We start from the raw sequence: 14,311 nt of genomic DNA on the forward strand, positions 1-14,311 counted from the left end.
CGCCCGGCTGACGCCCGGCTAAAGAGCACCTTAGGGCCCGTTCCCCCGCTCTCCCGGGCTTCCGCGCGGCCACCTGTCCGCCACCGGGTGCGGCTTTAGGTCTCGCTAAGCAACCCGCAAGCCGCGTCGGCGACGTTGCCGAGCATCACCGCTGGCATACGAGGGACGGGTTCATGGCCAACGAAGCGAAACTCCGGGACTACCTCAAGCGGGTCACGACCGACCTGCAGCAGACCCGGCAGAGGCTGACCGACGCCGAGTCCGCGGCGCACGAGCCGATCGCGATCGTCGGTATCGGCTGCCGTTTCCCGGCCGATGTGCGCAGCCCCGAGGACCTGTGGCGGCTGCTCGCCGCCGGCGGCGACGCGATCACGGACTTCCCCGAGGGCCGCGGCTGGGACCTCGACCGGCTCCACGCGCCGGACCCGGAGTCCGACGCCCCCGCCACCACGTATGTCGCCAAGGGCGGCTTCCTGCACGACGCGGACCGGTTCGACGCCGAGTTCTTCGGCATCAGCCCCCGCGAGGCCGAGGCGATGGAGCCGCAGCAGCGGGTCCTCCTGGAGACGGCGTGGGAGGCCCTGGAGCGCTCCGGGATCTCCCCGGACACGCTGCGCGGCAGCGACACCGGGGTGTTCGTCGGCGCCATCGCCCAGGACTACGCGCGCCCGGAGGAGGTACGCCCCGAGCTGGAGGGCTATCTCGTCACCAACACCACCAGCGTGGTCTCCGGCCGGATCGCGTACTCGCTCGGCCTGGAGGGCCCCGCGCTCACCATCGACACCGCCTGCTCCGCCTCGCTGGTCGCCCTGCACCTGGCCGCCCAGTCGCTGCGCCAGGGCGAGTGCTCGCTGGCGCTGGCGGGCGGTGCCACGATCATGTCGTCCCCGGTGCTGTTCACCGAGTTCAGCCGGCAGCGCGGGCTCGCGGCCGACGGCCGCTGCAAGGCGTTCGCCGCCGGCGCCGACGGCACCGGCTTCAGCGAGGGCGCCGCGCTGCTCGTCCTGGAGCGGCTGTCGGACGCTCGGCGCAACGGCCACCCGGTGGTGGCGGTGATCCGCGGTACGGCCGCGAACCAGGACGGTGCCAGCAACGGTCTGACCGCGCCCAACGGCCTGGCACAGGAGGCCGTCATCCGGCAGGCCCTGGCCAACGCCCGGCTGACGGCCGACCAGGTCGACGCGGTCGAGGCGCACGGCACGGGCACGACCCTGGGCGACCCGATCGAGGCGCAGGCCCTGATCAACACCTACGGCCAGGGCCGGGGCGCCGACGAGCCGGTGTGGCTCGGCTCGATCAAGTCCAACATCGGTCACACGCAGGCCGCGGCGGGCGTCGCCGGCGTCATCAAGATGGCCCTGGCGATGCGCCACGGCGTGCTGCCGCGGACCCTCCATGTCGACCGGCCGTCCGATCACGTCGACTGGGCGGACGGGGCGCTGCGGCTGCTCGAGGAGGAGCGGCCCTGGACGACGGCGGGTGACCGGCCGCGCCGCGCGGGCGTCTCCTCCTTCGGCATCAGCGGCACGAACGCGCACGTCGTCATCGAGCAGGCCCCGTCCGACTACGAACCCGAGACCCCCGAACTCGCCGCGCTTCCCTGGCTGTTGTCGGCCAAGAGCGACGAGGCACTGCGCGAGCAGGCACGCCGCCTCCACACCTACGCCACCCGGCAGCCCGAGACACCCGTCCAGGACGTGGCCGCCTCGCTGGCCGCCCGTACCCGCTTCGACCACCGAGCCGTCGTCGACACCGCCGACCGCACCACGCTCCTCGCCGGCCTCGCCGCACTCGCCGAAGGCGCCGAAGCCCCCGGCGTGACCGTGGGCACCGTCACCCCCGGCAAGACCGCCTTCCTCTTCACCGGCCAGGGCAGCCAGCGGCTCGGCATGGGCCGCGAACTGTACGAGACCCACCCGGTGTTCGCCGCCGCCTTCGACGAGATCACCGCCCTCTTCGACCGTCTCCTGGACCGCCCCCTGCGCTCGGTCATGTGGGGCCAGGACGCGGAGCTCCTGAACCGGACCGAGTACACGCAAGCGGCGCTGTTCACGCTCCAGACCGCGCTCCACCGGACCCTGGAGCACGACGGCCTCACCCCCGACGCGCTGATCGGCCACTCGATCGGCGAGATCGCCGCCGCGCACGCCGCCGGGGTCCTCGACCTGTCCGACGCGGTCACCCTGGTCGCCGCCCGGGGCCGGCTCATGCAGTCCGCCCGCTCCGACGGCGGGATGCTGGCGGTGCAGGCGACCGAGGAGGAGGTCCGCTCCTTCCTCGCCGGCTTCGACGGCAGGCTGACGATCGCCGCGCTCAACGGGCGCCGTGCGACGGTCCTTTCGGGCGACGACGACGCCGTCGCCGAGGCGGCCGCGCACTGGACCGGTCTCGGCCGCCGCGCCAAGCGCCTGACCGTCAGCCACGCCTTCCACTCGGCCCACATGGACGGCGTCCTCGACGACTTCCGCCAGGCCATCGGCGAACTGACCTTCCGCATGCCGAAACTCCCGGTCGTCTCCAACGTCACCGGACTCCCCGCCACGGGCGACGACCTCACTACCCCCGGCTACTGGTCCGAGCACATCCGCGGAGCCGTCCGCTTCCACCCGGGCATTCAGCACCTCGAAGCGAGTGGCGTCACCCGCTACCTGGAACTCGGCCCCGACGCCACCCTGACCGCGCTCGCGCAGGACACCCTCACCACGCCCGCGACCCTGGCGGCGACCCTGCGTGGCAAGGCCTCCGAGGCACACACCCTCGCCGGCGCGCTGGCGCGTCTGCACACCGGCGGCCACACGCCCACGACGTGGCAGCCCGCCCACACCCCCGCCCACCCCGACGACCTGCCGACCTACCCCTTCCGGCAGGACCACTACTGGGTCGAGCGGACGAACGCCGGCGCGTCCGACGTCACCTCCGCCGGACTCGTCTCCGCCGGGCACCCCTTCCTGGGCGCCCTGGTGACCCTCGCCGACACCGACCAGCTGGTCCTCACCGGCCGGATCTCCCTGCGCACCCACCCCTGGCTCGCCGACCACACCATCTCCGGCACCACCCTCCTGCCGGGCACGGCCTTCATCGACCTCGCCCTGCACGCCGCGAGCCACACCGACACCCCCACCGTCGAGGAACTCACCCTCGAAGCCCCGCTGATCCTCGGCGAGCGCGGCTCGGTGGACCTCCAGCTGGTCGTCGACGCCGCCGGGCCCGACCGCCGCGCGTTCACGATCCACGCGCGCGGTGACGACGCCGAGTCCTGGACCCGGCATGCCTCCGGCACGCTGACCGCCGCCACCACGGCGCCCGAGGCCCTCCCCTGGCCGCCGCCCGGCGAACCCGTCGACCTCACCGGCCTCTACGAGGACCTGCACACCCACGGCTACGCCTACGGCCCGACGTTCCAGGGCCTCACGGCGGCCTGGCGCGACGGCGACGACCTGTACGCCGAGATCGCCCTGCCCGAGGAAGCCGACCCCCTCGGCCACCCGGTCCACCCCGCCCTCCTCGACGCCGCGCTCCACCCGCTGCTGCTCGATCTCGTGGGAGGCGCGCCCGACTCGGTCCGGCTGCCGTTCAGCTGGTCGGACGTCGCCCTGCATGCCACCGGCGCGGGCCGGTTGCGCGTCCGCCTGACCCGCTCCGGCGCCGACACGGTGGCGCTGTCCGCGACCGACCCCGAGGGCGACGCGGTCGTGACCGTCGGCTCCCTCCTGATCCGCCCTGCCGACCTCGCCTCGGCGTCCACCGCCTCCGGCGACCGGTCCCACGCCCTGTTCCGGGTGGACTGGCGGCCCGTTCCCGGCTCCGCCGACACCCGGACCGAAGCGGCCGCGCCCGTCCGGGCGGTGGTGGGCCCGGACGTCATCGGAGTCACCGCGGCCCTGGGCGAGGGCGTGGTGTGCCATGCCGACCTCGACGCGCTGGCCGCCGCCGACGCTCCGGTGCCTGCCGAGGTGCTGCTGCCGTTCACTCCGGGGCGCCCGTCCAAGGGCACGTACAACCCGGTGGAGATCGCGCGCGAGGCGCCGCACCGCATGCTGGGGCTGATCCAGCGCTGGCTGGCGGACGAGCGGTTCGCCGGCTCCCGCCTCGTCGTGGTCACCCGCAACGCCGTCTCCACCCGCTACGACGAGCCGATCCGGGACCAGAGCCTGGCCGTGTGGGGGCTGGTCCGCTCCGCGCAGACCGAGCACCCCGGCCGCTTCCTGCTGATCGACGTGGATCGCGAGGAGGGTTCGTACCGGGCCCTCGGGGCGGCGCTGGAGACGGCCGACGAGACCCAGCTCGCGATCCGCCGCGGCGCCGTCCTCGCGGCCCGGCTGAGCGCCTCCGCACCCGAGGGGCGGCTCTCGGTTCCGGCGGACTCGCCCGGCTGGCGGCTCGGTTCGACCGCGAAGGGGACGCTGGAGAACCTGGCTCTGCTGCCCGCCGAGGCCCCCGACGCGCCGCTCGCGCCGGGTCAGGTGCGGGTCGCGGTGCGGGCCGCGGGGCTGAACTTCCGCGACGTCCTCATCACCCTGGGCCAGTACCCCGGCGAGGCGCCGATCGCCAGCGAGGGCGCCGGATACGTCCTGGAGACCGGTGCCGGGGTGACCTCGGTGGCCGTCGGCGACCGGGTGATGGGCCTGTTCACCGAGGGCGCGGCGGGGCCCGTCGCCGTCACCGACCACCGGCTGCTGACCGGGGTCCCCCGCGGCTGGTCGTTCGCCCAGGCCGCCGCGGCGCCCGTGGTCTTCCTGACCGCCCTGTACGCGCTGACCGATCTGGCCGACGCCCGCGCCGGCCAGACCGCGCTGATCCACGCCGCCGCCGGCGGTGTCGGCATGGCCGCGACGCAGATCGCCCGCGACCGCGGTCTCGAGGTGTACGGCACGGCCTCCCCCGCCAAGTGGGACGCGCTGCGCTACCAGGGCTTCGACGACGCCCATCTGTCGAACTCCCGCACGCTCGACTTCGAGCGGGAGATCCTCGCCGCCACCGACGGCCGGGGCGTGGACGTGGTCCTCGACGCGCTCGTCGGCGACTACGTCGACGCGTCGCTGCGGCTGCTGCCGCGCGGTGGCCGGTTCATCGAGATGGGCAAGGCGGACATCCGCGATCCCGAGCGGGTCGCCGAGGCGCACCCGGGTGTCGTCTACCGGTCGTTCGACCTCATGGAGGCCGGTCCCGACCGCATCCAGGAGATGCTGACCGAGCTGCGGGCCCGCTTCGAGGCGGGCCGGCTGGCTCCGCCGCCCGTGGAGGCATGGGACATCCACCGGGCGCAGGACGCGTTCCGGTACCTGGGCCAGGCCCGGCACGTCGGCAAGGTCGTGCTGACCCTGCCGCGGGCCCTGGACCCCGACGGCACGGTGCTCGTGACCGGCGGCACCGGCACCCTGGGGCGGCACTTCGCCCGCCATCTGGCCACCCGGCACGGAGTGCGGCACCTGCTGCTCACGAGCCGGCGCGGCCCCGAGGCCCCGGGCGCGGACGAGCTGGTCGCCGAGCTCGCGGCGCTGGGCGCCCGCGCCACCGTGGTCGCCTGCGACACGGGCGACGCGGCGGACGTTCGCCGGCTGGTCGCCGCCGTCGAGGCCGAGCACCCGCTGACGGCCGTCGTGCACACGGCCGGTGTGCTGGACGACGGCACCATCGAGTCGATGACGCCGGAGCGGCTCGACACGGTCGCGCGGCCCAAGCAGGACGCCGCCTGGCATCTGACGGACGCCGTGCGCCATCTGGACCTGGCCGCCTTCGTGGTGTTCTCCTCGTTCGCCGGGATCGTCGGCAACGCCGGGCAGTCCAACTACGCGGCCACCAACTCCTTCCTGGACGGTCTCACCGCCTACCACCGTGCCAACGGCCTGCCCGGTGTCTCCCTCGCCTGGGGTCTCTGGGGCGGCGGAGACGACGCGGCGGCCGGCGGCATGGCCGGCGCGCTCGGGGACGGCGACCGCGCCCGGCTGGCCGGCGCGGGCTTCGCGCCGATCGACCCCGAACGCGGCCTCGCCCTCTTCGACGAGGCGCTCACCTGCGACGAGCCCCTGCTCGTCCCGCTCCGCCTGGATCTGCCCGCACTGCGGGCCCGCGCCGAGTCCGGCACCCTGCCGCCGCTGCTGCGCGGCCTGGTCCGGCCGCGGACCCGGCGGGCGGCCACGGGCGGGCGGGCGGCCTCGGCGGGCGCCGCTTCGCTGGCGGAGCGGCTCGCCGCCCTCGACGAGGCGGAGCGCGACCGGCAGTTGCTGGCGCTGGTACGGGCCGAGGCCGCGGCCGTCCTCGGCCACGGCGCCGCCGACTCCCTCGCCCCGGAACGGGCGTTCAAGGACGTCGGCTTCGACTCCCTGACCGCGGTCGAGCTGCGCAACCGGCTCAACTCCGCGACCGGACTGCGTCTGCCCTCGTCGCTGGTCTTCGACCACCCGACCCCGGCGGCGCTCGCCGCCCATCTGCGGACCGGGCTGCTCGGCGAGACCGCTTCCGCCCCGGCGCCCGCCGGTGTGCGGCCGGCGTCCGGAGCGGTGGCGCCCGGCGACGACGATCCGATCGCCATCGTCGGCATGGCCTGCCGCTACGCGGGCGGGGTCGCCTCGCCCGAGGACCTGTGGCGGCTGGTGGCCGCCGGCACGGACGCGGTGACCGACTTCCCCGAGGACCGGGGCTGGGACACCGAGGGTCTCTACGACCCCGATCCGGCGCGCTCCGGGACCTCGTACACACGGCGCGGCGCGTTCCTCACCGGGGCCGACCGCTTCGACGCGGCGTTCTTCGGGATCAACCCACGCGAGGCGACGGCCATGGACCCGCAGCAGCGTCTGCTGCTCGAAACGGCCTGGGAGGCCGTTGAGCGTGCCGGGATCGACCCGACGACGCTGCGCGGCAGCGACACGGGCGTGTTCGCGGGTGTGGTAGCCGGCGACTACGTCACCCGGCTCGGACAGGCGCCCGAGGCCGTCGAGGGGTATCTGGCGACGGGCACCACCGCCAGCGTCGCCTCGGGTCGCATCGCCTACTCTTTCGGTCTGGAGGGCCCGGCCGTCTCGGTGGACACGGCGTGCTCGTCGTCGCTGGTGGCGCTGCACCTGGCGGCGCAGTCGCTGCGCCAGGGCGAGTGCTCGCTGGCGCTGGCCGGCGGCGCGACCGTCCTGGCGGGTCCCACGAGCTTCATCGAGTTCAGCCGCCAGCGGGCGCTGTCTCCCGACGGGCTCTCCAAGGCCTTCTCGGACTCCGCGGACGGCACCGGCTGGGGTGAGGGGGCCGGCCTGCTGCTCCTGGAGCGGCTCTCCGACGCCCGGCGCAACGGGCATCCCGTGCTCGCCCTGGTGCGGGGCACGGCCACCAACCAGGACGGCGCCAGCAACGGCCTCTCCGCGCCCAACGGGCCCTCGCAGGAGCGGGTGATCCGGCAGGCCCTCGCCAACGCCCGGCTCACCGCCGCGCAGGTGGACGCCGTCGAGGCGCACGGCACCGGCACACGGCTCGGCGACCCCATCGAGGCGCAGGCCCTGATCAACACCTACGGCGGCGAGCGTGACGCCGAACACCCGCTGTGGCTCGGCTCGTTGAAGTCCAACGTCGGTCACACGATGGCGGCCGCGGGCGTCGGCGGTGTCATCAAGATGGTGATGGCCATGCGCAACCGCAGGCTGCCGAAGACGCTCCATGTCGACCGGCCCACCGAGCACGTCGACTGGTCGGACGGCACCGTGCGGCTGCTCACCGAGGACCGCGCGTGGGACACGGCCGGTGACGAGCCGCGCCGGGCCGGCATCTCCTCCTTCGGCATCAGCGGCACCAACGCGCACGTCATCATCGAGCAGGCCGACACCGACCTCGCCGCCGCGCCGGCGAGCGAGGAACTCCCGGCGCTTCCCTGGCTGTTGTCGGCGAAGACCGCGGAAGCCCTGAAGGACCAGGCGCGGCAGCTCCGCGCGTACGCCACCGGACGCCCCGACGTCCCCGCCGAGCGGATCGCGGACGCGCTCGCGGCCCGTACCCGCTTCGAGCACCGTGCCGTCGTCGCCGCCGGGGACCGCGAGGACCTGCTGGCCGGGCTCGACGCGCTCGCCGACGGCAAGGAGGCCCCGGGGCTGGTCACCGGCTCCACCGTGGGTCACGAACCCGGCCGCGCCGTGTTCGTCTTCCCCGGCCAGGGCAGCCAGTGGCTCGCGATGGGCCGTGAACTGATGGCGGAGAGCGACGAGTTCGCTCGGTACGTACGGGAGTGCGCCGAGGCGCTCGCCCCGCACACCGACTGGGACCTGACGGCCGTACTGGCCGGCGATCCGCAGGCCGCCGAGCTCGACCGCGTCGACGTGGTGCAGCCCGCGCTGTTCGCGATGATGGTCTCGCTCGCCCGGCTCTGGCGCCACCACGGCGTCGAGCCCGCCGCCGTGATCGGGCACTCCCAGGGCGAGATCGCGGCCGCCTACCTCTCCGGCGCGCTCACCCTCGCCGACGCCGCCCGGGTCGCCGCGCTGCGCAGCAGGGCCATCACCCGCCTCGCCGGCACCGGCGGCATGCTGTCCGTCCAGCTGCCCGCGGACACCGTGCGGGAGCGGCTGCTCGACGACACGTACATCGCCGCGGTCAACGGCCCGGCCGCGACGGTCGTCTCGGGCGCGGCCGACGCCCTGGAGACGCTCAAGGAGCTGCTCACGGGCGAGAACGTCCGGGCCAGGACGATCCCCGTCGACTACGCCTCGCACTCCCCGCACGTCGACGCGCTGGAGGAGGAGCTGCGGGAGCTTCTCGCCGGGGTCGTCCCCGGCACGGCGGACGTGCCCTTCTACTCGACCGTCACGCATGCCCCGCTCGCGGGCACGGAGCTCACCGGCGCCTACTGGCTGCGCAATCTGCGCGAGCCGGTGCTCTTCGAGGAGACCGTGCGCCGGCTGCTCGCCGACGGGCACACCACGTTCATCGAGGTGAGCCCGCACCCCGTGCTCGTCACCGCGATCCAGGACACGATCGAGGACGCCGGGACCCCGGCGGTCGCGCTGGGTTCGCTGCGCCGCGACCAGGGCGGCCGGGGGCGCTTCGCCACCTCGCTCGCCGAGGCGCACGTGGCGGGCACCTCGCCCGGCGCGTGGCGTCCGGAGCGGCACCCGGCGGACCCGGCCGGACTGCCCACGTACCCCTTCCAGGGGCAGCGCTACTGGCTGGAGGGGTCCGGGACGGCCGTCGACGCGGACGGCCTCGGCCTGGACGCGGCCGGGCACCCGCTGCTCGGTGCGAGCGTCCCGCTCGCCGAGGGCGACCAGGTGGTGTTCACGGGCCGGATCTCGCTCCGTACCCACCCCTGGCTGGCCGAGCACGCGGTGGAGGGCACCGCGCTGCTCCCGGGCACCGGCTTCCTGGACCTGGCGCTGCACGCGGCGGACCGGACGGGCGCTGGTGCGGTCGACGACCTGACCCTCGAGGCGCCGCTGACGCTCGCCGAACAGGGCACGGTGGCCCTCCAGGTGACCGTCGGCGCCCCCGACGCGGCGGGCCGCAGGCCGCTCGCGATCCACTCGCGCACCGGCGACGACCCCGGCTGGATCCGGCACGCCACCGGCGCCCTCGCGCCGGCCGGATCGCCCGCCGGGCAGCTCGCCTGGCCGCCGTCCGGCGAGCCCGTCGACCTGGGCGGCGCGTACGACGAACTGGCCGCCCGCGGCTATGCCTACGGGCCGCTCTTCCAGGGCCTCACCGCGCTCTGGCGCGACGGCGACGACCTCTACGCCGAGGTCACCCTTCCCGAAGGCACCGACGCCTCGGGCCATGCCCTGCACCCCGCGCTGTTCGACGCGGCCCTGCACCCGCTGGCGCTCGCGCCGGCCGGCGGAGCCGGGGCGGCGGACGAGGTCCTGCTGCCGTTCTCCTTCAGCGGGGTGACCCTGCATGCCACCGGTGCCACGGCGCTGCGGGTGCGGCTGACCAGGACCGGGGAGACCTCGGTCGCCCTCCGGGTCACCGACCCGGACGGCGCGCCCGTCGCCGAGTGCGAGGCGCTGGCGCTGCGTCCGTTGCCGGCGGCGGAGCTGGCCGCGCTGCGGTCGCGGGGCGCGGGAGACCTGCCCCTCTACACGGTCGAATGGACCGGGCCGGTCACCGTTTCGGCGCAGGCCCCGGCCTCGTCGGAGGGCGCGTGGGCGGTGCTCGGGGAGGACACGGACAAGCTCGCGGGGATCCTGGGGGCCACCGTGTTCGCCGGTCCCGCCGAGCTCGGCGCGGCCGTCGCGAACGGCACCGTACGGCTGCCGGACACGGTCGTCGCCTCGTTCCCGGGGGCGTACGGTCGCGCCGGAGCACGGACGGAAGGGGCGCCGCAGGACGGGGCGCCGCACGGCACCGCGCAGACCGGCGCCGACGTGCGGGCCTCGCTGACCGGACTGCTCGCGCTGCTGCGCGACTGGCTGGACGACGAACGCCTAGCCGCCGGGCGGCTGTTGGTGGCGGTGCGCGGCGCGGTCGCCGTGCGGGACGGGGACGACCTCGACCCGGTGGCCGCCGCCGTCTGGGGACTCCTGCGCACGGCACGGACCGAGAACCCCGACCGGATCGTCCTGGTCGACCACGACGGCTCGGCCGCCTCGCTGGCCGCCCTCACCTCGGCCGTGGCGACCGACGAGGGCGAACTCGCCCTGCGAGACGGTGTGTTGTACGCACCTCGGCTCACCGCAGCGCCGCGCTTCGCGCCGCCCGCCGGGGAGGCCCGGCACGCCTGGGACCCGGACGGGACCGTCCTGGTCACCGGCGCGACCGGCACGCTGGGCGGACTGCTCGCCCGCCGGCTCGTCACCGAGCACGGCGTACGACACCTGCTGCTGACCAGCCGGCGCGGCCCCGCCGCCCCGGGCGCCGAGGAGCTCGCCGCCGAACTCATCGCGCTGGGCGCGGAGGTCCGGATCGAGGCGTGCGACGCGGGCGACCGTTCCTCGCTCGCCGCACTGCTGGCCACCGTGCCCGCCGACCGTCCGCTGACGGCGGTGGTGCACGCGGCCGGAGCCCTGGACGACGGGGTGATTCAGTCGCTGACCCCGGAGCGGCTCGACACGGTGCTCGCCCCCAAGGCCGACGCCGCGCTCCATCTCCACGAGCTCACCCGTGATCTGCCGCTCGCCGGCTTCGTCCTCTTCTCCTCCCTCGCGGGTGTCGTGGGCAACGCGGGCCAGGGCAACTACGCCGCCGCCAACGCCCTGCTGGACGGTCTGGCCGCGCACCGCCGCGCTCTCGGACTGCCCGCGCTCTCCCTGGCCTGGGGCCTGTGGGAGGACGGCAGCGCGCTGACCGGCCACCTCGGCGACCGGGAACGCGACCGGCTCGGCCGCGACGGTGTCGTCCCGCTGACGGCCGAGGACGGGCTCGCCCTCCTCGACCTCGCCCTGGCCGGCGGACCGGCCGCCGTGGTCGCGGCGCGCCTGGACCGCGCCGAGCTGCGGCGCCGGGCCGGGGCGGGGCTCCTTCCGCCGCTCTTCTCCGCCCTGGTGAAGGCCCCGGCGCGCCGGGCGGCGACCGCGTCGGCGACCAAGTCCCTGGCCGAACGGCTGGTCTCGGTGCCGGAGTCGGAGCGCGAGCGACTGGTGCTCGACCTGGTGCGGGAGACGGCAGCGGTGGTCCTCGGTCACAGCGACCCGGCCCTCATCGACGACGAGCAGTCGTTCAAGGAGCTCGGTTTCGACTCCCTGACGGCGGTGGAATTCCGTAACCGCCTGACCGCCGCCACCGGGCTGAAGCTGCCCGCGACCGTGGTCTTCGACCACCCCTCGCCGGCCGCGCTGGCCGCCCTGCTGCGCACCCGTGCACAGGCGGCCGCCGCCGAGCAGACCCCGGCCGGGGCGACGGCGGGCGGGGGCGCCGGGTCCGTGTCCGATCCGCTCGCCGGACTCGACGCCCTGGAGCGGGCGCTGGCCCGGACCCCGGACGACGACACCGACACCCGTACGGAGGTCGGCAGGCGGCTGCGGGAGCTGCTGCGCGGACTCGAGGCGCCGACCGCGTCCTCGGCCGCCCCGGCACCGGACGTGGCCGCCCGTATCAAGTCGGCCTCGGCCACCGATCTTCTCGACCTCATCGACAGCGAATTCGGCAGGAAGGCCCGGTCGAAGTGACGACGCCGGCAAGCAGCACCGAGAGCACGCACAGCACCGGAGGCGCCGAGCGCGCGCCGGGCACCGACGACACGCCCGCTTCGGGCACCGCGGGCGCCGCCTCCCAGGAGGAGCGGCTCGTCGAGTACCTCAAGTGGATCACCGCCGATCTGCACGAGACCCGGCAGCGGCTCGCCGAGGTCGAGTCGGCCGCACGGGAGCCGATCGCCGTCGTCGGGATCGGCTGCCGCTACCCCGGCGGCATCCGCGGCCCCGAGGACCTGTGGCGGGTCGTGGACTCCGGCACCGATGTCATCGGCGGCTTCCCGGAGGACCGCGGCTGGGACCTCGACGCGCTGTACGACGCCGATCCGGACCGCTCCGGCACCTCGTACACGCGCAGCGGCGGGTTCCTGCCCGACGCCACCGAGTTCGACGCCGGCTTCTTCGGGCTCAGCCCGCGCGAGGCGCTGGCCACCGACCCACAGCACCGGCTGCTCCTGGAGACCACCTGGGAGGCGCTCGAACAGGCGGGGCTCGACCCGCGGGAGCTGCGGGGCAGTCGGACGGCGGTCTTCGCCGGCCTGATGTACAGCGACTACGCGGCGCGGCTGCCGCGCATCCCCGCGGAGGTCGAGGGGTTCATCGGCAACGGCACCGCTCCCTCGGTCGCCACCGGCCGGATCGCGTACACCTTCGGGTTCGAGGGGCCGGCCGTCACCGTCGACACCGCCTGCTCCTCCTCCCTGGTCGCCATCCATCTCGCCGTCCAGGCGCTGCGTCAGGGCGAGTGCACGCTCGCGCTGGCCGGTGGGGCGACGGTGCTGTCGACCCCGGGCCTGTTCACCGAGTTCAGCCGGCAGCGGGGACTCTCCCCCGACGGCCGGTGCAAGTCCTTCGCCGCCTCCGCCGACGGCACCGGCTTCGGCGAGGGCGCGGCTCTGATCGTCCTGGAGCGGCTCTCCGACGCCCGCCGCAACGGCCATGACGTCTTCGCCGTGATCCGGGGCAGCGCCACCAACCAGGACGGCGCGAGCAACGGGCTGACCGCGCCCAACGGTCCGGCGCAGGAGGCGGTCATCCGCCAGGCGCTGGACAACGCCCGGCTGGCCCCCGCCGATGTCGACGCCGTCGAGGCCCACGGCACCGGCACCACGCTCGGCGACCCGATCGAGGCGCAGGCGCTCGTCAACGCCTACGGCGAGGAGCGGTCCGCGGACCGTCCGCTGTGGCTGGGCGCGCTCAAGTCCAACATCGGGCACACCCAGGCGGCGGCCGGGGTCGGCGGCGTCATCAAGATGGTGATGGCGCTGCACCACGGGGTGCTGCCCCGCACCCTGCACGCGGACGAGCCGACGCCGCACGTGGACTGGGAGAGCGGGACGGTACGTCTGCTGTCCCGGCCGCGCCCGTGGCCGGCCGAGGAAGGCCGGCCGCGCCGGGCCGCCGTCTCCTCCTTCGGTATCAGCGGCACCAACGCGCATCTGATCCTGGAGGAGGCGCCCGAAGCCCCGGAAGGGGAGGTCCCGGACGGCGGCGCGGAGCCGGACCCGGCCGAGGCGGCCCCGCTCCCGGTGACCGCCTGGCCGCTCTCCGGTCGTGGCGCCGAGGCACCGGCCGCGCAGGCTCGCCGGCTCCTGGAACACCTGACGGACCACCCCGCCCTCACGCCCGCCGAGGTGGCGGACGCGCTCGCCACCCGCCCGGCGCTGGAGGACCGGGCGGTCGTCCTGGGCGAGGACCGCGAGACGCTGCTGCGTGGTCTCACGGACCTCGCGGCCGGGGCCAGGTCCGCGGGTGTCGTGCGGGGCCGGACCGACCGCCGGGCGCGCACCGCGTTCCTGTTCACCGGCCAGGGCAGCCAGCGGGTGGGCATGGGCCGGGAGCTGTACGGAGCGCATCCGGTGTTCGCCGCCGCCTTCGACGAGGTGTGCGGGCTCTTCGACGAGCATCTGGAACACCCCTTGCGGGAGGTCGTGTTCGCGGCGCCGCGGACCGAGCGCGCCGCGCTCCTGGACCGGACGCAGTACGCGCAGGCCGCCCTCTTCGCCCTGGAGACGTCCCTGTTCCGGACCATGGAGCACCACGGTCTCGTACCGGACTTCGTGATCGGGCACTCCGTGGGCGAACTGGCCGCCGCCCACGCGGCCGGGGTGCTCACCCTGGAGGACGGCGTCGCGGCACAACCCCCGCCCGGGCCGCTACTTGAGTCCGCGCGCGGGCGCCGCGCCCACGGGGGCCCACCGCGGGAGGAGAGA

At 75.2% G+C, this 14,311-nt stretch carries 2 protein-coding genes; both read left to right on the plus strand.

Annotated features, from left to right (window positions below; translation table 11 throughout):
• The first annotated feature begins 173 nt into the window (after positions 1-173).
• Positions 174-12,074 carry an SDR family NAD(P)-dependent oxidoreductase gene (locus tag ACFVZW_RS21320; protein WP_384523492.1) on the plus strand — a complete coding sequence of 3,967 codons (11,901 nt, stop codon included), beginning with the start codon at positions 174-176 and terminating at the stop codon, positions 12,072-12,074.
• A partial coding sequence (locus tag ACFVZW_RS21325) for a type I polyketide synthase (protein WP_384523494.1) occupies positions 12,071-14,311 on the plus strand: 2,241 nt, incomplete at its 3' end. The genes ACFVZW_RS21320 and ACFVZW_RS21325, both read left to right, overlap by 4 nt.

It is taken from the genome of Streptomyces sp. NPDC059567, assembly GCF_042735655.1.
In the GTDB taxonomy this organism is placed as follows: Bacteria; Actinomycetota; Actinomycetes; order Streptomycetales; family Streptomycetaceae; genus Streptomyces.